This is a genomic window from Sphingobacterium sp. Lzh-3 (assembly GCF_046764375.1).
Lineage (GTDB): Bacteria > Bacteroidota > Bacteroidia > Sphingobacteriales > Sphingobacteriaceae > Sphingobacterium.
Window position 1 is genome coordinate 2809651 of sequence record NZ_CP177226.1, and the last position, 25679, is coordinate 2835329.

The window sequence follows — 25679 nt, forward strand, 5'->3', positions numbered from 1 at the left end:
GTGCAAAAGAAACAGAAATTTATCCTATTGGCTTTGGGCCTGGTATTGGGTGTTGTAAGTATTGTTGCCTTGGGGATGGGGGCCTACCATATTCCGTCCGCTGACATCTTAACGATGTTGACGCAAAAATTGCACTTGGGAAGTGCCGAAGCTGTGCACAATATGCAAGGAGATGTTCTTTTTGAGATTCGTATGCCGCGTCTTTTGCTCGGGCTTTTGGTGGGGGCAGCACTTGGTATATCGGGTGCTGCGATCCAGGGTATATTTCGCAACCCATTGGCAGAGCCCGGATTGATCGGGATTTCTTCTGGAGCGTCCCTTTTTGCAGTACTGATCATTGCCTTTGAAACTTTTCTCTTCACCTCTTTAGCGGCCTGGATTGGATATTATATATTGGCTTTTGGTGCTTTTGTGGGCGCTGGTTTAACCGCTTTTTTGGTTTACCGTATCGCCAGTAAAAATGGCCGTCCAAATGTGACGACGATGTTGTTGGCGGGTATTGCCATCAATGCCTTTGCTGGTGCGTTGACGGGTTTGATGACTTATATGTCGACGGAGCAACAATTGCGTACCATCACATTTTGGATGCTGGGCAGTCTTGGCGGGGCTACTTGGGATAACCTAAGGGCGTTGGCTCCCTTTATTTTGATCCCGGTGCTGATCTTGCCTTTTTTTGGAAAGTCATTGAACGCTTTTTCACTCGGGGAGTTGCAGGCGGATCTTTTGGGTATGCGTACCGATCGCGTCAAACGCTGGGTGGTTGTCTTATCCACGCTTGCTGTGGGAGCATCCGTTGCGGTGTCGGGCATTATTGGTTTTGTGGGATTGATTGTTCCACATACAGTTCGCCTGATGGGTGGGGCGGATCACCGATTTGTGCTTCCTGGTTCATTACTATTAGGGGCACTGGTGTTGACATTGGCAGACGTGATTGCCCGGGTCGCCGTGGCACCCATCGAATTGCCCATTGGCGTGATTACAGCTTTACTGGGTACACCGGTATTCTTGTATATTTTAATCAAAGATAAATAGTCTTTAGGCAGAGGCTTAAAAAATAATCGCATTATGCTACGTGTAGAGAAGATCAACTACGAAGTGAACGGACGAAAGCTCCTAAAGGATATTACCTTTCAGGTGCGCAAAGGGGAAATTCTGGCAATCCTAGGAGCCAATGGCGCTGGTAAATCGACGCTGATGGGGGTGCTTTGTGGTGAAAAGAAGCCGGATTCGGGAGCTGTTCATCTCAATGGCAAGGCGCTGTCGGCGTACGAGCCTGCGACTTTGGCCAAATGCAGGGCTTTACTGAGTCAACAGCAGCAGATGACATTGAGTTTTAGTGTAGAAGAGATTGTGCTGATGGGACGGTATCCGCATTATAAGAATAGCCCCAAGCAACATGACTATAAGATCGTGGCCGAAACCATGGAACTTTGTGGGGTATCTGCTTTTGCTGAACGGGATTTTTTGAGCCTTTCTGGTGGTGAACAGCAGCGTGTTCATCTTGCGCGGATCCTGGCGCAGATATGGGATAATCCGGATGCGTTGTTGTTATTGGATGAACCGATTTCGGCATTGGATCTGCACTATCAGCAGAAAGTACTGGCCATTGCACGGGCACTTGCCCGAAAAGGATTTATGGTGGTGCTGATTGTGCACGATGTCAATTTTGCCGCCATGTATGCCGATCGTATTTTAATGCTCAAAAATGGCCGAAAGCTCTTTCATGGTACCCCGGTGGAAGTATTGGCCCAAAAGGAGATCTATACCATCTTTTCGGTTGAGTCCAATGTCATTATGAATCCAAGAACATTGAAACCTTATGTTCAGTTGGAGGAAATGGATATTGACTTGGATTAGACATGTTATTTAGAAAGATTATAAATAATTTTAGAATACCATCTTATTTCGTTAATTTTAACTGCTTCAGGCTTATTTAGGATTTGTAATCATGTTGGTGAAAAGTAAAATAGTAGAGTTGGCAGATTGGCTTTTTGAAGAAGAAATTCCGGATGGCTATGTTCCCGACAAACCTTTGGTCGAAAATAGGATATCCATATCCAAAGATCCTGTCCATATGGAGAATTTTCAGCTATCGACTTCAGGATTGTTTATCTTGCATTCGAAAATGCAGTTTGATAGGCCAGTGCAGGTGCTTACGGAGATCGAGGGCGAGACCATAACCAGCCAGTTTATCTTTTTTAAGCCGACAGATAGCAAGTTGCCTTACGGCATGAGCCGGCATAATATACGCTACATTCCTTCGGTAAAATCCATTCATGAAGTGGAACCTGGTATTGAATACACGTATTTTATAGCCGTTATTTCCAAAGAGTATTACCTCAATCTGATCAAACGCGATTCGTTATTGCATCAGCAATTTGTGCATGAGATCGAAAAGGGAGAGTATGTGTCGTTTTCGGAGGAGGATCTGATGGCAACCTACGAGATGCAGCATACCATAACTGAGCTGATTGAATCTAAAAAGAAAGGGGAGATCCGTCGATTACATACCGAGTCACGTGTTGTTGAGCTGCTGATGTATCAGTTTGAGCAATACAATGAGAAAACGGAAAGCACTGATTCGCTCTTTCATGAGGAGGATGTGCAGCGACTGGAGATGGCGCGACAGATTCTTGAACAGCGTATTGCCAATCCACCGACGCAAAAAGAACTGGCAGCAGAGGTGCTGACGAGTGAAAGTAAACTACGTAAGGACTTTAAGGAATATTTTTCAGTGACCATTCACGACTACCTCACACGGGTGCGTATGGAAAAAGCCAAAAGTTATCTGCTCGAAGATAAAATGACGGTCTATGAGGTGGCGCTGTTGACGGGCTATGGTCATCAGAATAATTTTAGCAGTGCATTTAAAAAATATTATGGGATCTCGCCAGGTGAACTCAAAATGTAATGGTGAATTCAAAATGTCATAAAACTTTTTTATAATCTGTTTTTTTGGATCGGAAAGATCAGGTCATCTGTGATTGCATAACTTTGATACGCTGTAGATAATTCCCGACTGTCTAGCCCTGTAAACTTACTAAATGCAGGCAGGATAATTTGATGATCAGAAACCATAAAACAGGGTAAGCGTAACTGCCGTCTCGGTGGTATGACAAGACTGACTCCTGGATGCAGATGGCCGCTAATCCTGAAGGAAGATTGATCTTCCGCATCGATGGGGTGGTGTTTAAATTGTATCTGCTGCAGTTCAAAAATTTCGTCATGTTGGTGGATGTTAAATCGATCGGTCATTTGTTTCGACAGGCGATCATGGTTTCCTTTGACCAAGTGGAGAAGAAGGGTTGGATATCTTGTTTTGAATTGTTCCAATAGCAGCACTTCTTGATTGATACCTGCATGAACCAAATCTCCAACAACAATAACCTGAACGGGTTGATAATAATCCACTAGGCGCTCGAGTCGATTGAGATCGGCTATTGTGGTGTCCATGGGGATTGCAATACCGTGCTTTCTGAAATGTGCTGCTTTGCCCAGATGCAGATCGGATAGAATCAATGTTTTTTCTGATTTCCAAAATATAGAGCGTTGATTGTTAAGGATTAATTGCTGCTTATTAAAGGTAATTGTTTGCTCTTTGATCTTCATTTTCTACGTTTCTTTTTTTGCATGTTGGCCTTTTCCATCCGTTGGATACGCTCGATCAGTGCTTCACTCGACAGCGACTGCCGCAGGCTATCGACCTTGATCGGAAAGCTCAGTGGCGTGTACTCTTCGACAAAGGTATAACGTATTTTACTATTGTTTATCCTGTCGAATGCTTTTATTAAACGATATTCTTCCAATTGTTGGTTGAACACTTCGCTAAAAGCTTGTTTGAGGAGTAGGTTGCTCGGGTCGTGCTCCATTAATACCTTGAAAATAATTCCGGATGAAGCCTGTAGGGATTTGTTGTTTTGCTGTGTACCCGGATAATTTTGAACCACCAATCCCGAAATGACAGCAATATCTCTAAATTTACGGCTGGCCATTTCTGCGGAGTTGATGCTGCTGATCACATCTTCCATCAGATTTTTACGGCTCAAGACCTCTTCGAGCTGTGATTGGCTCAGTTGGATGTCCTTGTCGGAATAGAGTTCAAAACCATAATCATTCATGGCCATGGAAAAACTGATGGGGTACAATTTGCTGATGCGATAGGCGACGAGCGCCGCCATGACCTCATGGATCAGTCTACCCTCCAAAGGGTAGAAAAAGAGATGATGTCCTTCTCTTGTTTTGATATGTTCGACAAGAAATTCCGCTTCGCTAGGCACGGCCGAAAGTTCGGTCTGTTTTTCGATCAATGGTGCTAGGAAATGAAGCTCTTTTTCACTGGAAGAAGCTCCTGTTGCTGCAGCCAATTTTTTACGAAGGAAATGGCTTAAATTGGACGATAAGGGGAGTCTGCCCCCGAGCCAGCTTGGAGTAATGGCTTTACCCGACGAGTTTCTTACGAATACGGTCATTTCCTTGACCATCACAAGTTCCAGGACACGTCCCGCAAGAATAAATCGCTCGCCTTTTTTGAGTTTACTGATAAAATATTCTTCGATCATGCCGATATAACCACCGGAGAGGAACTTCACGCGCATCATGGCGTCCCCTACAATAGCGCCTATATTGAGTCGATGCAGAAGTGCCAGGCGACGATTTTTGATGATCCATTTACCTTCTTCATCTTGGATAACCTTGTGAAATTCTTCGTAGCGTTTGCCAATTTTTCCCCCTGCGGTAATAAAATACATGCACCATTGCCATTCTTCCGGATCCATATAGCGAAAGGCATGGGTATTGGCGACGATCGCATGCAGTTCTTCCGAACGAAATCCCCCACCCAGCGCGATGGTTACCATGAATTGAACAAGCACATCGAAAGTTTGAACCATAGGATCCCGGTTTTCGATCGTCTGCGTTTTTACGGCCTCCTTCAGTGCGGCGACCTCGATGAGCTCCAGGGAGTGCGTAGGGACGAAATAAATCGTAGAGGTTTCGAAAGGGCTATGGCCGCTTCTTCCAGCGCGTTGCATAAACCGGGCTACACCTTTACTCGAGCCAATCTGGATGACTGTATCAACGGGTTTGAAATCTACCCCTAAGTCCAAGGAAGAGGTCGACACGACTGCTTTAAGTTTGCCGCTGCTGAGATTATCTTCGATCCATTCGCGGATATTGGCATCAATAGAGCTGTGGTGTAAGGCGATTTGTCCGGCAAAATCTGGATGTGCCTGTAAAAGGAGCTGATACCACATTTCGCTTTGGCTGCGTGTGTTGGTAAATAGGATTGTGCTTTTGCTCTGGAGTATAATGGGGACGACCTGGTCCGCTAGGTTGCCACCAAGGTGTCCTGCCCAGGGCAATAGTTCCACTTTGCTGGGGTAAATTGGTTTGATCGCTATCTTCTTTTTCTCTTTAGCGACAATTTGGATACGTTTTTTTTCTGTTGGCAACAGAACCTCCATAGCTTCCTCGAGATTGCCTATGGTGGCAGTGATCCCCCAAACGCGCATCTTTTTATAGTGCGATTTGAGGAAGGCGAGCGCCAGTTCGACCATAACACCACGTTTGTTGCCCATCAGTTCATGCCATTCGTCCACGGTGATACACCGGAGATTTTTGAAATACTTATCCCGTTGTTTTTGTGCGAGCAGCAAATGAAGACTTTCGGGTGTGACGAGCAGAATATCGGGCATCGATCGCGTCTGTTGCGCTTTTACTTTCGGATTGGTGTCGCCATTGCGAACCTGAACGACCCAGTCCAGCCCAATATCGTCTATGGCCTTTTGCATTGCTCGTGCAAGATCTTTAGCCAATGAGCGTAAGGGTGTTACCCAAAGTAGCTTCAAACCCTTTTGGTGCTGATCCGGGTTATTAAGAAAGTCTATCAGTACCGCCATAAATAACGAAAAGGTTTTTCCAAATCCTGTTGGTGCAATAACTAGTCCGCTATATCCCTGCGCGTATTTCTCCCAGGCCTTGGTCTGAAAGCTAAAGGGAACATTTCCCTGGGATTCGAAATAATTGTTGACAATTCGAAATCCTTCACTATGTGCTATCTTCTCGTTCACGCTGTTTTATCGTCTCAAATTTTTATTGAATCAATTGTTTTATATCGTCAAGGGTGTCGATCTCTGCCGCTGTTTTGTCCTTTCGCCAGCGTAAAATCCTTGGGAAGCGTAATGCTACGCCAGATTTGTGTCTTTTGCTGTATCCTATCCCTTCAAAGGCAATCTCAAAGACAAGTTCGGGTCTAACCGTTCGTACGGGGCCAAATTTTTCCAGTGAATTTTGTTTGACAAACCGGCTTACTTCAAGGATTTCCTTGTCTGTAAGCCCCGAATAGGCTTTAGCGATCGTGACCAACTGATCTCCATCTTTTACGGCAAAGGTATAATCTGTGTAATGTGCACTCCGGCGACCGCTACCTTTTTGTGCGTAGATGAGTACAGCATCTATACTCATCGGATTGACTTTCCACTTCCACCAGCCTCCTTTTTTGCGACCGGCGTAATAAGGTGAGTCCATTTTCTTGAGCATGATGCCCTCACTGTTAAGCTCGCGTGCTGCAGTTTGGATTTGTTGAAGGGCTGTCCAGTCCTCGGCATGTATCAACGGTGATAGTTTTAATACGGTACGCGGATTGGCTGCATGAAGTTCTTCCAGCTGTACACGCCTGTATGCAAGTGGCTCCTGGCGGAGATCTATTCCATTCAGTTCCAAGAGATCATAAAGGTAGACTGCAATAGGTACTTCCTCACGCAAAGCTTTTGGGATTGTTTTGCGATTGATCCGTTTTTGTAGTTCTGAAAAATTAAGTACACGATCGTCTTTAACCGCGAGAATCTCCCCATCAAGCACAAAGCTTCCGCTCCATTGACTGAGCGCCGTAGTAATTTCGGGAAACTGGGCTGTAACAAGTTCTTCCCCGCGTGACCAGATGTGTATGTCCCCGCTGCGCTTGATAAGCTGACCGCGTATTCCATCCCATTTATATTCGATTTGCCATGTCTTAATTGGACCTAGTTCTTCTGGTTCTTTTTCAATAGGATAGGCGAGGCAGAAAGGATAAGGTTTGGATAAGTTGGTGTCACTATATGTGCCACGAATAAGTTTTTCAAATTCGACTTCATGTGGATTCCAATCGCCCATGATGCTGTGCGCTACCGCACTCGCCTCAGTACCTGTATATTGAGCAAGGGCATTGATTAAGCCTTTTGCTGAAATGCCCAAACGGAAGCTTCCGCCCAGAAGTTTGTTAAAAATAAAGCGCTCGACGGTGCTTAGCCCGTTCCAGGATCGAAGAACGAAAGCTTTTTTCTCTGCAATGGATGCATTTTGTAAGGCAATGATTTCATCCATCCAGTCGCTAAGGCTTTTTTCTATCAGTTGCGATGCCGATGGCAAAAGTAGAGCCAAGGTTTCGGATAGATCACCTACGGCAGCATAGGATTCAATAAATAACCATTCGGGAATTTCTGTTATTTCTAAAGTCCAGTTTTTGAGGTCTTTAACCGCGATACTCCGTTTCGGTCTTTTCCCTGTCATCAAAGCGAGAAACCAAAGTTTATCTTTTTCAGAGGCTTCCCTGAAAAAATGCAAAACAGCCTCTTTTTTCAAATTGGTCTTGTTGCTGCTGTCGAGAGCATGTATCAATGTTGCAAATTCTTTCATAAGCTATCTTAAGTCGTTTGGACTTGGGGATCTTCTTCATCACCATACTGTGTGGTGACCTCTTCCGCTTCAATGCCGATTTCATTGAGATATTTGGCAAAGGTAGCTGTTTGCCCGTGGGTCACATATACTTTTTCGGCCGAACTGCCACGTACTGCCTGCAATAAACCTGACCAGTCGGCGTGGTCACTGATCGCAAAACCAGCATCTGCGCTGCGCCATCGTCGCGCCCCACGGATTTGCATCCAGCCCGAACAGATGGCATAGGCAACATTGGGTATTTTTTGAAGGAGCTGGCTGTCCAGCAGTGCTGGCGGAAGCAATACAATCTGCTTGTCTAGTTCTTTTGGAGCTGATTTTACGTCCGCAATCTGATAGGGTGGTAGTTTTATACCTGCCTGGCTGTAGGCCTCATTTAATTTAGCAATACTGTAATGTACATATACTGGACCCATTTCATGTACAGCATTTAGAATACGCTGCGATTTTCCAAGCGAATACCCTATAAATACGGATGTCTTATGATTGCTTTGGTTGTTCTTAATCCAAGATTGCAGTCGTTCATTTTGTACCGCTACAGACTCCCATCGATAAATCGGAAGACCGAAAGTACTTTCTGTAATGAGCTCATGGCATTTCATCGGCTCAAATGGTGTACATAAGCCATCCTCCTGAATTTTGTAATCGCCAGTAAATACGACGACTTTACCTTTGTACTCCAGGCGAATCTGGGCAGAACCAATGATATGTCCGGCGGGGTGCAGGGAAACTCTGACACCATTGATGTGGACAGGTTCATTGTAAGCGATTCCCTGGATTTGAATATCTGGACCGATCCGGCTCCGAAGAATATTGACTGTGAAATGATGACAGAGGTACTTCTTCATTCCCCAGTGGGCATGATCTGCATGGCCATGAGAAATAACAGCCAAATCAACAGGCTTCCATGGGTCGAGATAAAACTTACCGGGAATGCAGTATATGCCTTTTGATGTAAAACGTATCATATTTGTTAAAACAGGCTTTGACAGACTAAAGTTTTACTTATTTCATGCGCTTTTTTTTGCCAGCGGTTTTCCGCAATTCGATTGGTGGTATTCAGTTAATTTTTTTAGATTTGTTAACCTTGATGCTAAGTTTTAATACACTATGATATTAATTGTTGATGATAATCCGGATAATATTTACTCTTTGCAAAAATTACTGGAATCCAAAAATTTTAAAGTTGATACCGCTCAATCAGGGGAAGAAGCTTTAAAAAAGATCTTAAAATATAATTATGCATTAATCATATTGGATGTTCAGATGCCAGATATGGATGGCTTTGAAGTCGCTGAAAATATAGCGGGATTTAGCAAAACAAAGGAAACTCCGATCATATTTTTGTCTGCTGTAAATACGGATAAACGCTTTATCACCAAGGGTTATGATTCGGGGGGATTGGATTATGTGACCAAGCCTGTGGATCCCGACATCCTGATGTTGAAAGTTAAGACATTTTATCGGTTGTATGAACAGACCCAAGCGCTTAAAGATATTCAACAAACTTTGGAACTTGAGGTAGAACGTCGCAAGCAGGCACAGCAGGAACTGCGGTCTAAGGTGGACTATTTGCATACGCTTTTGGAGTCTTTGCCTCAAATTGCTTTTACCTGTGACAGTGCAGGAAATATTGATTTTGTGAATGGACGCTGGTTTCAGTTTTCTGATGATGCCTCAAAATTCCCACAGATCTATCCCGGCGATCAATCAATCGAAAAAGAGCTTCAGGCGAGTCTTCGTTCTGGAGAACCCTTGGAAATGGAAGTACGTATTCAAAGGAGGCCATGTGGGGAATACCTATATCAGCTTTTGCGTGTGTGGCCAATTTTGGAGAATGGAGCGAGTAAGTGGGTCGGGACTTTTACAGATATCGATGCACAAAAAAAAGCGGAAAAGGAAAAAGATGAGTTCCTGAGTATCGCGAGTCACGAGTTGAAAACACCTTTAACAAGTATTAAAGCCTATATGCAATTGCTCGACCGGAAACTTAAGTTGGAGGAGGAAAGTGCTGAGGCAAAGTATGTTACCCGGGTTCAGGGCCAAGTTGACAAACTCAACAGTCTTATTTCTGATCTTTTGGATCTGTCAAAGATCGATAATGGGAAGCTGCTGATCAATAAAAAGGTATTTTCTCTCGAGCATATGGTCAAGAGTGCCGTGGACTCCATTGTTCAAACGCATGACCAAAGCAGCATGAAGCTTTTCCGGCAAGGGGATATTACCGACATACAGATTTATGGTGATGAGATCCGTCTAGAGCAGGTATTGGTCAATTTTTTGACGAATGCATATAAATATGCTGCGGGAACGGAAAAAGTAATTGTTGACTGCTCTATTGTAGACAGCAACGTGAAAATAAGTGTAATAGATTTTGGGATCGGTATTCCAGAAGAGAAGCAAGGTGATGTGTTTGAGAAATTTTATCGTGTGGAAGAAACGTCGTTCGATTTTCAGGGGCTTGGGATAGGACTTTATATCTGTGCTGAAATTATTCGCGCCCATCATGGAACCATTGCTGTTGAAAGTTCGGGTGGACAAGGGGCGACATTTTATTTTACCTTACCTTTAAATTTACCTCTAGATGCCAAATAGCAAGACACTCAATAATCTAACGGTCGGAATAGGTTTTTCCTTAGTCATATTGCTGATAAGTTCTACTGCATCTTATGTTGGTATTCAGGAACAAAATAAATACCGTGAGGAGCTTGGTGTGACAAGGAAGATTATCAGTACATCCAATAATTTACTCAATGCATTACAAGGAGCTGAGACAGGAAATCGGGGTTTTCTTCTGACCGGAAAGGAAAGCTATTTAGAACCTTTTAATAAAGCATTAGAAAGCTTGCCCACAGAATTAAAGGCTATAGAGACGCTGACCAGGATGGATCCGGTGCAAAAAGTTCGTGTTGATAGTCTGTTAACTGCTGCGCAATGGCGAATAGAAGTCTTAAAGGGGGCCGTCGCTACTAAAAGAAACGGTGGTGTGGTTAGCTTGGCTCAGTTGGATGTTAGTAAATCGGCTATGGATAAATGTCGCACGATTATTAATGACATTATCCAAAATGAAGATGATACAATCAATCAGAAATCTACCAATCTGGACAATTCGTCGTTTATCACGACACTTTTTATCGTTATCAGTGCATTGCTTTCTCTCATTATTACCAGTTATTTTTATTTCAGGTTACGGGCAGATTTCAAAAAGCGCGCTTTGCTAGAAAAATCGCTTCGTGACAAGGATGAAGCGATTTCAAGACGATTAAATCTAGTTCAAAAAATAACCAATCGCATCGCATTGGGGGAATATGACGTCAAAGCAGAAGAGGTAGAGGATGATGATTTGGGAGCAATAGCCAAATCGGTCAACCGAATGTCCAAATCGTTGAAGAAATCTTTTGACCAACTTAAAGATAACGACTGGTTGCATGCCGGTTATGCAAAACTCTATACAGGGTTGGTGGGGAATAAGAGTGAAGAAACGATTGCGGTCGATTCTATCAAAACCCTGATCGGATATATAGGGGCTGTTAGTGGTGCAATCTATATCTTTAATGATGAAAGGTTGGAGCTGGCAGGAACGTATGGACTGGATAAACAGGTACAAAAATATTTTTTACCTGGCGAAGGATATATCGGTCAGGTATTTACGGATCGTGAACCAAAGACCTTGAATAATTTAAATACGGCAGACTATCTCGTGAGTTTTGCCAACGGAAAAATCAATGTACCTCATATTCAGCTTTTACCAATGCTGGTTGATGATCAGGTGCTGGGTGTATTGGAGGTTGGTCAAATGGAGAGTTTTACTGCAGTGGAAAAGACATTTTTGACTGAATGTTCCCGACAGATTGGGATTGCCCTAGTTTCAGCAAAAGGAAGGGCGAAAATCCAGACCTTATTGGAGGAAACTCAGGTGCAGTCTGAAGAGCTATTAACGCAACATGCCGAGCTTGAAAGCTTAAATACTGAATTGGAGGCGCAAACATTGCGTTTGCAATCTTCGGAGGAGGAACTTAGAGTGCAGCATGAGGAACTGATGCAGTCCAATCAAGAGCTGGAGGAGCGCTCGCGTTTGCTTGAAGATAAGAATCTGATGATTGCGGAACGGAATCAGGAGATCCAACAAAAAGCTGAGGAGCTGGCACTAAGTACCAAATATAAGTCGGAATTTTTGGCTAATATGTCCCACGAACTGCGTACGCCGCTCAACTCGATCTTGTTATTGTCGCGCTTATTGTCCGAGAATGTGGAGGAAAATCTGAATTCAGATCAGATTGAGTCAGCCAAAGTTATACAAAGTTCGGGAACAAGTTTGCTCACATTGATTGATGAGATTCTGGACCTTTCCAAAATTGAATCGGGTAAGATGATCTTGGAATATACAAGGTTGAACCTGAATGATATTTTGGCGGATTTGAATAGTCTGTTTTCGCCTGTTGTACAGGAAAAGGGTTTAATTTTCAGAACAAGTATCAGTGATTCGGTTAACCGGAGCTTTCAAGGTGATCGTTTGCGGATAGATCAAGTACTACGGAATCTAATTTCTAATGCCATTAAATTTACCAAAGAAGGTGAAGTGCGTCTAGATATTTACGAAGATTCCCAAGATATGGGTAAGCTGGTGTTCGCTGTAGTCGATTCGGGTATAGGTATTCCGCTTGATAAACAAAAAATCATTTTTGAAGCTTTTCAACAGGCGGATGGATCAACCAGAAGAAAATTTGGTGGTACAGGACTGGGGCTGTCGATTAGCCGGGAGATTGCACGTCTCTTGGGTGGAGAGATCAAGTTGGAGAGTGAAGAAGGGAAAGGCAGTACATTTTTGTTTATTATTCCAAAAGATAAAGTCGAGGTCGGTGAGCTATTAACCAAGGAAGAGCAGCTCGTTGAAGAGATTTCTTCGGAGGTGGAGGAGGTCAATGAAATCGTTAAAGAGGAAACTTACAATCCGCTTACGATTCGCATTCCGGAGGAGGTGCCGGATGACAGGGATACAATTAAGGACGGTGATAAAGTGATATTGATTGTCGAGGATGATGTTAATTTTGCCAAGGCGCTATTGAAATATACGCACACACAAAATTATAAGGGGGTTGTTGTTGTACGTGGGGACCAAGCGCTACCCGCTGCACAAAAATATCGTCCTGTTGCCGTTTTATTGGACATCCAATTACCAGTAATGGATGGATGGGCCGTGATGGATCAATTGAAGGGAAATAAGGAAATACGACATATCCCTGTGCATATCATGTCCTCGCTCGAGGTGAAAAAAGAAAGTTTATTAAAGGGGGCAATTGATTTTATCAATAAGCCTGTTGCCTTGGAGCAAATGACAAGCGTATTTCAAAAGATTGAATCTGCGCTAAGCCGTTCACCCAAGAAGGTGCTTATCGTTGAAGAGAATCCAAAACATGCAAGTGCATTGTCTTATTTTTTAAGTAGTTTTAATATTTCACTTGAAGTAAAAGACAATGTCGAAGATAGTATTACAGCTTTGCGCACAGCCGATGTAGATTGTGTGATTTTGGATATGGGAGTACCGGATGAAATGGGCTACCATACGTTGGAAGCAATCAAACAGCATGAAGGTCTTGAAAATTTGCCCATCATCATCTTTACCGGCAAGAACCTGTCTAAATCTGAGGAACTTAAGATTAAGAAATATGCCGATTCGGTTGTGGTGAAAACAGCACATTCCTATCAACGGATTCTGGATGAAGTTGGCCTGTTTTTGCATTTAATAGAAGTAAATAATTCAGATGAGGCGGGGAGAAAAAACAATGGTCTTGGTACGTTGACCGATGTGCTGAAAGGTAAGAATGTACTTGTTGCAGACGATGATGTTCGTAATATCTTTTCCATGACAAAAGCTTTGGAGAAATTTCAGGTGAAGGTCATTCCAGCAATGGATGGTAGAGAGGCCCTGGAGGTACTTGCTTCGGCTGAATCTATTGATATCGTACTGATGGATATGATGATGCCCGAAATGGACGGTTATGAGACCATCAAAAATATTCGACAAAATGCAAAATATGCAGGACTACCAATCATTGCTGTAACAGCGAAGTCGATGATCGGAGATCGCGAAAAATGCATTCAGGCCGGGGCGTCCGATTATATTTCCAAGCCAGTGGATATTGATCAGCTGTTGTCTTTATTGCGTGTGTGGCTATATGAAAATTAGGGGTAACTGATATATGGATCAGAATAAAGTGATATTGATCGTCGACGACGATCAGCGTAATATTTTTGCCTTACGACTAACTTTAAAGGCTAAGGGGTATCAGGTTTTGAGTAGTGCCACTGCCCGCGAAGCAATTACATTATTGGAGTCGGATAATGACATTGCACTGGTTTTGCTGGATATGATGATGCCGGAGATTGATGGTTATGAAACGATTCGATTGATCCGAGATTCGGAACGAATTAGTGAACTTCCTATCATTGCTGTGACGGCACAAGCAATGAGCGGAGATCGGGAAAAATGTTTGGAAGCAGGAGCGCAATCGTATGTTTCCAAACCGATTGATGTCGATAAATTGATGTATGAAATTGAACGATTGATCTAGATGCTGGGCTACAATATTATAAAGGACCATGAAATAGATATCTTGCTTGAAGATATTTATCGCGATTATGGCTATGATTTTTTGCAGTACAGCCGTGCTTCGATTAAGAGGAGGATCAATCGGATTATGACAAACGATCGATTGGCGAGTTTTGCTGAACTTAGATTTGCCTTAAAAGACAATCCCGAATTTCTACAGCACTTTGTTGAGGAGATTACGGTAAACTTGACGGAAATGTTTCGGGATCCCTTATTTTTTCGGGAACTACGGGAAGAAATCCTTCCTCAATTGGGTACCTATCCATTAATACGGATCTGGGTAGCGGGCTGTTCGACGGGAGAGGAAGCATATTCGATGGCTATATTATTGAAAGAGGCTAATTTGTATCATAAGTCATTGATTTATGCAACTGATATTAACCCAAGGGTTCTTGAAATTGCAAGAAATGGTGTTTATCCATTAAGCCAAATAAAAACATTCTCTGAGAATTATATGGAATCTGGCGGAAAACAGGATTTTTCGAAGTATTATACGGCAAATTATGAATGGGCAAAATTTGACGCTGATCTGAAACGAAAAATGATTTTATCTACCCATAATCTGGTGTCGGATACCTCTTTTAATAGCTTTCAGTTGATCCTTTGTCGCAATGTTTTGATTTACTTTAATAAAGATCTGCAGGAACGTGTGTTTAAATTGTTTGACGCAAGTCTAGAAAATTTAGGATATTTGGCGCTGGGGAGTAAAGAAACGATACGATTTTCAAGTATTCAGCATAACTTTACAGCGGTTGGGAATCAAAAAATTTGGAAGAAGCTTTACCCGTTGTAAGATAATCCATTTGGCAGTACACGTATGTCACATGGTATAATTGAATGAGAACACGGTATATAAACTAAAAAATATGAGTAAAACAAAAACTGTATTGATATTTGAGGACGATACCATCATATTGGAAGTCATAACAGTTGTATTAACGGATTTGGGGTTCCATGTTGAAGTATCAGAAACTTCGCATGATATTATCCAACGGGTAGAATCTACTGAACCCGATCTGATATTGATGGACAACTGGATTCCAAATATAGGCGGAGTGGAAGCAACGAGGCTGTTGAAAGCGGATAAGCGTTTTAACCATATTCCAGTCATTTATGTGTCGGCCAACAATGACATTCAATCCTTAGCAGACCGTGCTGGAGCAGATGATTTTCTGTCCAAACCATTTGATTTAGAGGATTTGGAAAGTATCGTAAATAAATATACAGCCTAATAAATCGAAGTATCGAGCAGCATGTTGTGTTTGCTGTTTTTTTATTGAATGCCTATGGCGGCAATCAGCTTAATCTGGAAAGAGGTGATATATTTTATTAGTCGAGTTTTGAGGCGGCATCTGGATTCCTTGTTTTCGGTCAGTAGGAGCCTGGGGAAGAACTACAATTACCACGTGTTTGCCCCTTCCTTTAAGATGCTGTTATATATATCCTGATTAAATTTATAAAGGTCGGGCGCTTTATGAGCTCCACCTTTTCGCTGTTCGTCCAGTTTCTCGAGGATCGCCATATTTTTCATTTTTCGATAGAAATTGCCTCGATTGAGCTTTTTTCCTAAGACTGTCTCGTACAGCCGTTGAAGGTCGGGGAGCGTGAACTTATCCGGCAATAAATTGTAACCAATAGGTTTGTAGGACAGTCTTTCACGCAATACCTGTAGGGCCCTGTCAATTATGTTGCGGTGATCCATCGTAATAGCCAGTGATGCTACCTCCTTAAAATCTACCCATTGGCAGGTTTCGCTTAGTGCATCGGGCTGAGGAATAACATAGGTATAGTTGACCAGCGCATAGTAACCTATGGAAATAAACCGTTGTTTGTTCCAAAGTGTATCCGGGAAGTCAGCAAAAGATTGTTGGTTACGCTGGGGGTTTCCAAAAACAGCAAACTCTTCTAAAAAGATATCTTTTACGCCCGAACGTTCATAAAGAACACGTTTGACAGCCTCGTCTGTGTCTTCATTCTTTCCAACATAACCCCCGGGGAGAAACCATTCTTTGTTGTAATTCATTTTTAACAGGAGGATTTTCAAGGTACCTTGGTTAAATCCGAAGATGACAGTGTCTACAGAAATATGTGGTAGGAATTTTTCATAACTCTCTGCCGATGCATTTATGATCTGTGTTCTGAAATCCATATCCTGTTGTCTTTGGATTAATATTACAAAAAAATATCACAATCACAGGTAAATTGATCGATAAAATAATTTCAATTCTTCGGTTGAAAATTACAAAGAGCGTACTCATGTTAATGTATTTAATTGGATATGAGTTTTTTGTATTTATTTTGTGATTTTGTTTTTTGTATTCGATTAAAAAGATTGTAGTATTGTAATGCTTCTTTACGAAGCATTAATAATAACTGATTATAACTATTTTTTTCCGCCAATAAAGATGCGAGATTCATCATATTATTTGTTTACCAAAATAATGTCCTATATGAAATCAGGGAAGCTAATTTTTGCATTATCTTTCAGTCTGTCTTTAACGCAGGTGGCTCAAGGTCAGGCTTATCAAAAAGTTGAGAATAAACAGGGGCCGGCATTGGGTTATTCAACAACATCAGGAGTGAAAATTCTGACTGTAGCTGGCAAGAAGTTTAAGGATTTAAATCGAAACGGAAAATTGGATCATTATGAAGACTGGAGATTAGGACCCGAGGAAAGGGCCAGAGACCTTGCTTCGCAATTAACGATTGATCAAATCGCTGGACTTATGTTGTATAGTAGGCACCAAGCTTTGCCGGCTCCTGCTATTGGGTTTATGGCCGGTACTTATCGCGGTAAAAACTATCCTGATGCGGATGTTTCGCCTTGGGAGTTGACTGATCAACAGCGCGATTTTCTCCATAAAGATGGAGTAAGGCATGTGCTATTGACAGCGGTAAAGGACCCGGAGACAGCCGCTCGTTGGAACAATGAACTACAAGGTTTTGTGGAAGGGATAGGATGGGGTATTCCCGCAAACAACAGTTCTGATCCGCGGCATAATGCGGTGGTAAGTGCAGAATTCAACGCAGGAGCGGGTGGTCAAATCTCCATGTGGCCGGACGGGCTTGCAATGGCAGCGACTTTCGACCCAGCGATTGTTAGACGGTTTGGTCAAGTCGCTGCTTCGGAATACCGATCGCTTGGGATTACAACTGCATTATCACCGCAGATTGATCTCGGTACTGAACCTCGTTGGTATCGTATTGGAATGACTTTTGGAGAAAGCCCGGCGCTAACTACTGCAATGGCTAGAGCTTATATTGATGGTTTTCAAACTTCTGTGGGGAAAGATGAAATTGCCTTAGGTTGGGGCTACAAAAGTGTCAATGCAATGGTTAAACATTGGCCTAGTGGTGGCCCGGAAGAGGGTGGTCGAGATGGCCATTGGGCGATCGGTAAGTTTGCTGTTTATCCAGGGGATAATCTCAAGCAACATATAGGACCCTTTGTGAATGGGGCTTTTCAGCTTGCAGGAAAAACAAGTAAAGCAGCGGCCGTGATGCCCTATTATACCATTTCCTTCGATCAGGATAAGAAAAATGGTGAAAATGTTGGAAACGGCTACAGTAAATATTTATTAACAGACCTGCTGCGTGGCACTTATGGATATGATGGGGTGATCTGTTCAGACTGGCTTATTACGGGGGATGAAGCACCTATGCCCGATGGATTTGCGGGTAAGCCTTGGGGAGTGGAACGATTGTCTATAGCTGAACGTCACTACAAGGCTTTAATGGCAGGTGTGGATCAATTTGGAGGAAACAATGATAAAGTCCCTGTGCTTGAAGCTTACGCGTTGGGGGTAAAGGAGCATGGTGAAAAATTCATGCGACAAAGGTTTGAGGCCTCAGCGCGAAGGCTACTGCTAAATATTTTCCGCATTGGACTTTTTGAAAATCCGTATCTTGATGTTACTGAAACTCGTAAGATTGTCGGGAATCCGAACTACATGAAGGAGGGGTATGAAGCTCAGGTGAAGTCCGTTGTATTGTTGAAGAATATCGATCAGCAAATGCCTATTCGTGGCCGAAAGAAAGTGTATGTTCCTAAAGTATACACTCCAGCGATGAAAGATTGGTGGGGTAACTACATACAGGCGCAGTTGGAATATCCTGTCAATATTGAGGTTTTGCGAAAATATGCTGATGTGACCGATAATCCCAATGATGCTGATCTGGCATTGGTGTTTGTTCGGAGCCCCATTAGTGCCGAAGGAGGGTATAGTGAGCGGGATCGTGTAAGTGGTGGAAATGGCTATGTGCCAATTTCTTTGCAATATGGCACTTATACTGCTTCAGCTGCCCGTGCGGAAAGTATGGCAGCAGGTGACCCCGTAATCGATCCTTCCATAATGAATAGGTCTTATAAAGATAAAACTACAACTGCTGCCAATGTGATGGATCTTCAGACTATTTTGGATACAAAAGCAATGATGAAGGGCAAACCAGTTGTGGTATCTGTGACTGCGAACAAGCCAATGGTCTTTGCTGAATTTGAAAAAGAAGTTTCTGGTATTATTTTAAATTTTGGTATATCCACACAGGCGGTACTTGATATTATGTTTGGGAAATATGAGCCTTCGGGTTTACTACCCGTACAAATGCCCGCAAATATGGTTACGGTGGAGAAACAAGCTGAGGACCTGCCTTTCGATATGGAAGTATATATTGACCAGGCGGGGCATGCTTATGATTTTGGTTATGGTCTGAACTGGTCGGGTGTGATTAAAGATGAACGTGTACGTGAATTTGTGAAAAAATAAAAATGTTCAAGCATTTTATCAACCAAAAATCAAGTTCATAAAAAAGGCCTTTAAAATGAATTAAAGGCCTTTTTTGTACGCCAATCAGGATTCGAACCTGAGACCGTCGGTTTAGAAAACCGATGCTCTATCCAGCTGAGCTATTGGCGCGTCGCTTTCGGTAATGCAAAAGTAGACATTTGTGTTATATTTCCAAAATATCACCAGCTTTTTTTTGTGGTTTTTCAATAACTGATTGCTTTTCAATAAGATTATTTTATTGATCTAGGTCAAACAAAATGAATAAAACTGCTGTTACCTTTGTGTTATTAAACAAATAGAAAAAACATAAAATTATGGCACAAGGAAAATGGGAACTAGACGCTGCACATAGCGAGATAGAATTCAAAGTAAAACACATGATGATTACGAACGTTAAAGGAAACTTTGACGGTTTTAAAATAGATGTTGATGCCGAAGGCGAAGATTTTAAAAATGCGCTTGCCAAAGTGGTTATTAATACAGCATCTATCAATACACGTAATGAACAACGGGATGGACATCTAAAAAGTCCTGACTTTTTTGACGTGGAAAAATATCCTACCATTACTTTTGAGGCGACGAGTTTAGAAAATGAGCAAATTAAGGGAAATCTGACTATTCGTGACGTCACTAGACCGGTCGTATTTGATTTGGAATTTGCAGGAATACAAAAAGATCCTTGGGGAAATACGAAAGCTGGTTTTATTGTGGAAGGCAAAATCAAACGTTCAGAATTTGGCCTTAATTGGAACGCTGCTTTAGAAACAGGAGGCGTTATGGTGAGCGACGATGTAAAATTTAGTGCTGATATTCAGTTGATAAAAGCTCAATAGATACAATATATAAAATAAAATTTGGCAGGAGAGTAAAAATTCGTACTTTTGTCGCGGAGAGTTGGCAGAGTGGTCGAATGCGGCGGTCTTGAAAACCGTTAACTGTCACAGGTTCGGGGGTTCGAATCCCTCACTCTCCGCCAGGTGCAAATTTAAAGTTTTTAAAAAGCACTAAAAAATAGATAAATCCTGCAAAATCAATGATTTGCAGGATTTTTTTGTTTATGGGAATTGCTAAAATTTTCAAAAATACGCCAAAAGTTTGTGGCACATTCGTGGCACTTTTAGGGATTTCTAGAAGGTGTCACAAAATTGTTTTTAAGTGGTTGATATTCAGTGTTTAAAATCACTTGACTTCTTGACTACTTTAAGCTTCGGTTCGAAATTTATACCTGCAATCCGTGGAATCTATATTTTTTCTAATTGCCTGACATAATATCTTTTAGCATTTTCTATAGAATCTATTTTCTAATTTGGTTAATTGCGTATATTTGAGAGTTGCCTGCTATTTTTAAAACGATAGGAATATACAATGACCGAAGAAGAAATATTAAATACACTTGACAATTCCAATGACGGATATTACTGCTCGTTTGTTGATCTTGGACACGTTTACTCATTCCTCATTGACACACGACTAAATGTTTTTCGTGCCGACAACGACTATTGGGCAATTGCAGTTGAAAGACTTGGTTATAACCCAAGAGCCGGAGCAATTGTTCTTGACATTAATTACTATGGTAACTGTTTGACTAATCTGGAGTTTTACAATGAACGACCGACAGGCTATTACAGCATTCACCCAATTGACTTTGACAATTTCAACGACACTATTGAAGGTGAAAGTTTAAAATCAGATGCAAAATTTTGGTTGGTTCGTGGACAACAAGTTTCATTAAGTCACAATAAACAAGACTATTTGAACGCTGGTATTGAACTGAAAGAATATGAACCAAATGAAATACGTGCTGAAGAAGTTGGAAGACTTGTCGTTTTGCAAAATCGCAACTTATTCCGTGCAACGGAAAATGAACTATACAAGTCCATTCCGACTGATTTAAAAAAAGTATTAGTGCTTGACGAATGGCATCATAAAGACTTCCAATTACAAATTTCACCTACAATGACAGACGAGCATTTACGTCAGACTTTTGAGTTCAATAAAAATTTAACCGGACTCGGTGGAATGACCTTTGAGCGTTTTGCACAATCATTCAGACAGCAGGAAATACTAAGTAATGATTGGAATAAAGAAATTTGGGAAAACAATAGACCCAGTTCCTATGAGACTTGGCAACTAATTGCTAAAGTCATTGTAACAAATGACCAGAAACAATATAAACCTACTTTAGAACCCAATACTCATTGGACAAATTGGCCAGACTCAGGAAGTATGTAATGGACGGACAAAAAAACAACAGCAGGTAACATGGGTTTGCATCAGGCGGGCTGACGTGCAAACTTTGAGTTTTGTACTTCTACGTAACCTCAGTGCAAAACTCAACTGAGGGTTCGTTATTACCGTTCCGTCGCAAAGCCGCCAGACGTTAGCTGTAATGCTGAGGATTGCAATTCCGGCTGTGTGAATTATGGAGGTTTTGTTGAGTTCAACCGTCTTTTCTAATGCAATCAATGGGCCGTCATCTGGGGCGAAGGTATAGCTTGTTGCTATCTCTTGATTGACCATGCACAGTTTGGTCGTTTGCGCTCTAAAATCCTTCTTTCACGAGTTTGTAAGTATCATATAAAAATCTAATTTTCCCTTCTGCTAGCATCAGCTCCTTCGGTATTTTAACATTTGATTGATATCTTTGATGGTCGAAATTAGACCGTTCTTCAGTTGCAAACGATCACATGTTTGGAGGATTATGAGCTGTCAACTCAGCGAAGTTGGTTAATGTAAGAACAAAGTGATTCAGAGATAGGTAATATTCTATTAACTTTTGTAAATTAGGAAAGTGGCAATAGGTTTGTTTTTGCGGCATAAGTCTTTCGCTATGCAGTTAATTACTTCTTAGGGGTGAAAGGATAAAATATGGGTGGAAAATTGATTTTAAATCTCTCGTTTCTGTTTGCGCAGGTGCTTCTAGTACAGGGCTGTTTGTACAAATCGCAGCAGACAATAACGGATAATACTAAAAAGGAAATTACAGCGGTTTCAATTTCTGCTATTGGCGGATTTACTGCAGTACCCTCAAACGGTTATACGATGAGGATAACAAGAGATAGTGTATATTTTCTGTTTTCAGCAATTGATACAGCCCACAGTGCTCTAAAATCATATAGCAATACGGAGGAAAAATGGAACTTACTATTGAATAAAATTGAATTAGAGAAATTTGCTGATGCTAAAGAAGGGGAATCGCGCCAACCATACGATGGAATAGATATTAAAATAAGCATTGAGACAAAGAGTAGAAAATATAGCAAGCTGAATGCTGATAATAGTCCAAGTTGGGATAGCTTGTATAGACAATTGGAAGGATCTTTTTCCCCACAGTCACTTGAAAACGAAAAAAGTAAACATTAAACAAGGGAATTAATTAAAAAAAATTTACTTACAGGAGCTTTTCGTAACTTAGGATATTTTGAAAGTTCTCAGATTATAATTATCCGTAAAAAGGTTCATAAATAGATACTTATGTCAACGGTATTAATGATAAGAAATGTCGGAAGTAATCTGTTTTCCAGTCTCTTTACTGTTAATAAAAAAAACGGCGGGTAAAAACCTGAGCTATTAGCTCAGGTATTCCTCATTATTAAAAGTTTCGGGACAATACTGTTTTATGCTATCGCACTGTATATAGCTGTAACCAGTAAGAAATAGACTGCAAAAGCGGCTACAGTGATGCCGATCACCTTGAAGTATTTAACAGCTGCGCTGTCTTCATTTCTAAATATCTGCATATTAAGCATCGCTGCAATTGCTCCGGCGCCGCCACCCAAAGCTCCGCCATATAAAAGTAAAAGTGGAAGAAGTGCTAAGACAAGCTGATACCAAGGGAGTTTTGCAACTATTCTGTGTTTCTCACCATTGATTATCAATATGGGGGCAAAGTCGGGAAGGGATGGCTTTGGATAGGCCTTTACAATCGTTCCATGATCATCAGGTATTAAAAAAGGCTTACCTTTTTCTCCGGATTGCTCAACAAGAGCATCGTTTTTGAACAATATTTGCTTACCCGTCCAGAATGTGATCTGCATGACGAAGCTTGAATCTGGAAAGTCTGGTAAATTAAAAAGGTACTTCATCTAATATGGTCTTTTTTCTTTGTACTTGCTGCAAAAGTGCAAAAAAATTGGATAATTAATTAAAACAATATCTGTTTAAGCTCAAATATTCTATCACTCAATTGACTAAGTTTTTTTGTACTGTTAATGTGTTAGACATTGCCACAAACAACAATAGTAATTGATTTCCCTTTAATGTGCGTTGAATCTGTAACATTCAATCCAATTCCTGGCTGAGGAATAATGTCGGATTATAGCGTGAAGTATCATCCCCAGAACCTCATAGAAAAGACATTCACAAGGGTAAAGTATATTAACGATGAACATGATAGATTAGCTTATTGAAACGGTGTTTTTTGTATCTTTATTTGGTTCTAAAAATAATAGGCGGGATATTTTCCGAAAAATGAAATCATAATATCGTATGGACGAAATCTTCAAAAAACAGGTTTATGAAGTGGCTAAACTCATTCCGAAGGGTCGAGTAACGACTTATGGAGCCATAGCAAAAGCTTTGGGTTTTCCTAACCACTCAAGGCACGTCGGGAAAGCCATGGGCGGATGCCCGAAAGATGTTCCTGCTCATCGCGTAATTTCAAGTGGTGGGATGCTAGCAGTGCCTGAGTTTCAGGAACGGCTTGAAAACGAGGGGCTTGTTGTGGATAATTTACGGATCAAGGATTTTAGAAAGTTGTTTTGGAATCCAATGGACGAATTAATCGATTAATTTAATAACATGAAATACTGTGCTTTTCTACGCGGCGTCAATGTGAAGGGAACCAATATGAAGATGGTAGATGTCTGTCAAGTTTTTAAGGACGCTGGAGTAACTGATGTCACTTCGGTACTGGCTTCTGGAAATATTGTTTTTTCGTCGGACAAAGCGGCCGACCCGCTCAAGCGGCTATTGGAGGAGTCCATGTCGGCATATTTTTCTTATGAAGCTTTTTTATTCATCCGGTCGCAGGAAGAGGTGGAGTTGCTGCAGGCAAACATTCCGTTTGAAATGCATACGGACTTCCATGTATATGCTTTTGTAGGGACAGAGGGTGTCGAAACAATACTGATGGATGCATTCATCAATTCGACGCAGGCGCAAGGGGAGAAGGCCGAGATTGTCGATACGGTCTTTTATTGGCGTGTGCCCAAGGGAAATACGTTGGATTCCAGCTTTGGAAAGGTATTAGGAAAAAAGAATCTTAAAGATAAGATGACAAGCCGGAATATCAATACCTTTGAAAAGATATTGAAAAAAATGGGTTAATCAACGGCAAGAGCCCGGATAGTGACGGGCTCTTTTTTGTTTTATGGAATTCAACCGGGTGCGATGCGGGTTCCCCGGATGAAAACTTCTGTGGCATTGATCTTAATCGATCTCAGCCGATTTAGCCCAGATATTAATATGGCCATCTTTTGCGTAAAGATCAATTTCGTGAATTTCCTCCGGACTAAACGACAGATTCTTCAAGGCACCAACACAATCAACGACCTGTTGTGGTCTTGACGCACCAATGAGTGCCGATGTAACCTCCTTCTTGCGTAAAACCCAGGCAATCGCCATCTGCGCGAGCGACTGTCCTCTACGCTGTGCAATTGCATGTAAAGCCTGGATATTCTTTTGATTTTCTTCGTTAAGGAATTTCGTCTGAAGTGATTTAGACTGCGAAGCACGACTGTCCTCCGGGATATGTTGTAAATATTTATCGGTGAGCATGCCCTGTGCTAAAGGGGAGAATACGATGGAACCAATGCCTATCTCATCCAACGTGTCAAGCAAACCATCGGTTTCTACCCATCTGTTTAACATGGAGTAGCTGGGCTGGTGAATAATAAACGGTGTGCCCAAAGATTTCAGGATCGCATAGGCCTCTTTTGTGCGTTGTGAGTTATAGGATGAAATACCGACATAAAGTGCTTTTCCGCTGCGGACTAGCTGATCCAGTGCCAACATGGTCTCCTCCAAAGGGGTATTGGGGTCGAAACGATGTGAATAGAAAATATCGACGTAATCGATACCAAGGCGCTTGAGTGATTGTTCACAGCTTGATATCAGATATTTACGGCTTCCCCATTCTCCATAAGGCCCATTCCACATGTGATATCCTGCTTTTGATGAAATAATCATTTCATCGCGTAAACCGTAAAATTGTTCTTTTAATATTTGTCCGAAGGCCTTTTCGGCGCTCCCAGCAGGAGGGCCGTAATTGTTTGCGAGGTCAAAATGGGTAATTCCCAAGTCAAACGCGGTTGTGCAAATATCAACTTTGGTTTGATGGGGTGTGTCGTCACCGAAATTATGCCACATTCCCAATGAGATGGCAGGCAATAGAAGACCGGATTGACCACAACGATTATAGATCATATCTTGATATCGGTCTGGATTTGCTGTATACTGCATAGTCTTGAATAGTTTTAATCCAAACTAAGATAAATTTATGCTTATTTGCAAGTTTTAACTAGACACTTTATATGTAATTTTTTAGTACAGGGCAACTTTCGAAAGGATCTCGA

General features: G+C 41.7%; 21 protein-coding genes and 2 tRNA genes. 15 read left to right on the forward strand and 8 right to left on the reverse strand.

Going from position 1 to position 25679, the window contains the following annotated elements; translation table 11 throughout:
- The 3 genes from ACLCDV_RS11545 to ACLCDV_RS11555 all read left to right on the forward strand — a co-directional run bounded on the left by ACLCDV_RS11545 (window position 1) and on the right by ACLCDV_RS11555 (window position 2911).
- Window positions 1–1032: a FecCD family ABC transporter permease gene (locus tag ACLCDV_RS11545; RefSeq protein ID WP_286849486.1), complete on the forward strand. Its 1032-nt coding sequence runs from the start codon at window positions 1–3 to the stop codon at window positions 1030–1032.
- A gap of 33 nt (window positions 1033–1065) precedes the next feature.
- Window positions 1066–1857 carry a heme ABC transporter ATP-binding protein gene (locus ACLCDV_RS11550; protein ID WP_411973780.1) on the forward strand — a complete coding sequence of 264 codons (792 nt, stop codon included), beginning with the start codon at window positions 1066–1068 and terminating at the stop codon, window positions 1855–1857.
- Between the two features lie 91 nt (window positions 1858–1948).
- Window positions 1949–2911 carry a helix-turn-helix transcriptional regulator gene (locus tag ACLCDV_RS11555; protein ID WP_411973781.1) on the forward strand — a complete coding sequence of 321 codons (963 nt, stop codon included), beginning with the start codon at window positions 1949–1951 and terminating at the stop codon, window positions 2909–2911.
- A 29-nt stretch (window positions 2912–2940) separates the two neighbouring features.
- On the opposite strand, the gene pdeM is transcribed toward ACLCDV_RS11555, so the two are convergent.
- Genes pdeM through ACLCDV_RS11575 form a run of 4 tightly spaced genes read right to left on the reverse strand, consistent with a single transcriptional unit; the run spans window position 2941 to window position 8678 of the window.
- Window positions 2941–3609 (reverse strand): ligase-associated DNA damage response endonuclease PdeM, encoded by a 669-nt coding sequence (gene pdeM, locus ACLCDV_RS11560; protein WP_411973782.1) that lies wholly within the window; start codon window positions 3607–3609, stop codon window positions 2941–2943.
- On the reverse strand, window positions 3606–6068 hold the full coding sequence (locus ACLCDV_RS11565) for a ligase-associated DNA damage response DEXH box helicase (protein WP_411973783.1): 2463 nt from the start codon (window positions 6066–6068) through the stop codon (window positions 3606–3608). The genes pdeM and ACLCDV_RS11565 overlap by 4 nt, the downstream gene beginning before the upstream one ends.
- A gap of 22 nt (window positions 6069–6090) precedes the next feature.
- Complete coding sequence (locus tag ACLCDV_RS11570; protein WP_411973784.1) at window positions 6091–7671, reverse strand: ATP-dependent DNA ligase; 1581 nt, start codon at window positions 7669–7671, stop codon at window positions 6091–6093.
- A gap of 8 nt (window positions 7672–7679) precedes the next feature.
- Window positions 7680–8678, reverse strand: a complete 999-nt coding sequence (locus ACLCDV_RS11575; protein WP_333624444.1) for a ligase-associated DNA damage response exonuclease — start codon at window positions 8676–8678, stop codon at window positions 7680–7682.
- A 142-nt stretch (window positions 8679–8820) separates the two neighbouring features.
- On the opposite strand from ACLCDV_RS11575, the gene ACLCDV_RS11580 reads away from it, so the two are divergent.
- The 5 genes from ACLCDV_RS11580 (at window position 8821) to ACLCDV_RS11600 (ending at window position 15552) form a co-directional block, all read left to right on the forward strand.
- On the forward strand, window positions 8821–10305 hold the full coding sequence (locus tag ACLCDV_RS11580; protein ID WP_411973785.1) for an ATP-binding protein: 1485 nt from the start codon (window positions 8821–8823) through the stop codon (window positions 10303–10305).
- Window positions 10295–13897, forward strand: coding sequence for a response regulator (locus ACLCDV_RS11585; RefSeq protein ID WP_411973786.1), 3603 nt, complete (start codon window positions 10295–10297; stop codon window positions 13895–13897). The genes ACLCDV_RS11580 and ACLCDV_RS11585 overlap by 11 nt, the downstream gene beginning before the upstream one ends.
- Before the next feature lie 13 nt (window positions 13898–13910).
- Window positions 13911–14282, forward strand: a complete 372-nt coding sequence (locus tag ACLCDV_RS11590) for a response regulator (protein WP_317667031.1) — start codon at window positions 13911–13913, stop codon at window positions 14280–14282.
- On the forward strand, window positions 14283–15113 hold the full coding sequence (locus ACLCDV_RS11595; RefSeq protein WP_411973787.1) for a CheR family methyltransferase: 831 nt from the start codon (window positions 14283–14285) through the stop codon (window positions 15111–15113). It abuts the gene before it with no gap.
- A gap of 73 nt (window positions 15114–15186) precedes the next feature.
- Complete coding sequence (locus ACLCDV_RS11600; RefSeq protein WP_317667029.1) at window positions 15187–15552, forward strand: PleD family two-component system response regulator; 366 nt, start codon at window positions 15187–15189, stop codon at window positions 15550–15552.
- Window positions 15553–15719: 167 nt separating this feature from the next.
- Here ACLCDV_RS11600 and ACLCDV_RS11605 read toward each other — a convergent pair whose 3' ends face one another.
- On the reverse strand, window positions 15720–16469 hold the full coding sequence (locus ACLCDV_RS11605; protein ID WP_411973788.1) for an NUDIX hydrolase: 750 nt from the start codon (window positions 16467–16469) through the stop codon (window positions 15720–15722).
- 301 nt (window positions 16470–16770) lie between these two features.
- Here ACLCDV_RS11605 and ACLCDV_RS11610 point away from each other — a divergent pair, with 301 nt between their 5' ends.
- A complete protein-coding gene (locus ACLCDV_RS11610; protein ID WP_411973789.1) occupies window positions 16771–19083 on the forward strand; it encodes a glycoside hydrolase family 3 N-terminal domain-containing protein in 2313 nt (770 codons plus the stop codon).
- A gap of 76 nt (window positions 19084–19159) precedes the next feature.
- On the opposite strand, the gene ACLCDV_RS11615 is transcribed toward ACLCDV_RS11610, so the two are convergent.
- Window positions 19160–19233: transfer RNA gene (locus ACLCDV_RS11615), tRNA-Arg, on the reverse strand.
- Window positions 19234–19418: 185 nt separating this feature from the next.
- Between ACLCDV_RS11615 and ACLCDV_RS11620 the strand changes: the two genes are divergently transcribed.
- From ACLCDV_RS11620 to ACLCDV_RS11635, 4 genes are all read left to right on the forward strand, one after another.
- Complete coding sequence (locus tag ACLCDV_RS11620; protein ID WP_411973790.1) at window positions 19419–19937, forward strand: YceI family protein; 519 nt, start codon at window positions 19419–19421, stop codon at window positions 19935–19937.
- Window positions 19938–19992: 55 nt separating this feature from the next.
- Window positions 19993–20080, forward strand: a tRNA-Ser gene (locus ACLCDV_RS11625).
- A 389-nt stretch (window positions 20081–20469) separates the two neighbouring features.
- Window positions 20470–21336 (forward strand): DUF7003 family protein, encoded by an 867-nt coding sequence (locus ACLCDV_RS11630; protein WP_317667024.1) that lies wholly within the window; start codon window positions 20470–20472, stop codon window positions 21334–21336.
- Between the two features lie 636 nt (window positions 21337–21972).
- Entirely contained in the window at window positions 21973–22467 is a 495-nt protein-coding gene (locus ACLCDV_RS11635) for a hypothetical protein (protein ID WP_411973791.1), read from the forward strand.
- 254 nt (window positions 22468–22721) lie between these two features.
- Here ACLCDV_RS11635 and ACLCDV_RS11640 read toward each other — a convergent pair whose 3' ends face one another.
- Window positions 22722–23189 (reverse strand): hypothetical protein, encoded by a 468-nt coding sequence (locus ACLCDV_RS11640; RefSeq protein ID WP_317667021.1) that lies wholly within the window; start codon window positions 23187–23189, stop codon window positions 22722–22724.
- 403 nt (window positions 23190–23592) lie between these two features.
- Here ACLCDV_RS11640 and ACLCDV_RS11645 point away from each other — a divergent pair, with 403 nt between their 5' ends.
- Both ACLCDV_RS11645 and ACLCDV_RS11650 read left to right on the forward strand, forming a co-directional pair.
- Window positions 23593–23895, forward strand: coding sequence for an MGMT family protein (locus ACLCDV_RS11645; RefSeq protein ID WP_317667020.1), 303 nt, complete (start codon window positions 23593–23595; stop codon window positions 23893–23895).
- 9 nt (window positions 23896–23904) lie between these two features.
- Window positions 23905–24432 carry a DUF1697 domain-containing protein gene (locus ACLCDV_RS11650; RefSeq protein WP_411973792.1) on the forward strand — a complete coding sequence of 176 codons (528 nt, stop codon included), beginning with the start codon at window positions 23905–23907 and terminating at the stop codon, window positions 24430–24432.
- Window positions 24433–24534: 102 nt separating this feature from the next.
- On the opposite strand, the gene mgrA is transcribed toward ACLCDV_RS11650, so the two are convergent.
- Complete coding sequence (gene mgrA, locus ACLCDV_RS11655) at window positions 24535–25566, reverse strand: L-glyceraldehyde 3-phosphate reductase (RefSeq protein ID WP_317667016.1); 1032 nt, start codon at window positions 25564–25566, stop codon at window positions 24535–24537.
- Window positions 25567–25679: the final 113 nt, after the last annotated feature.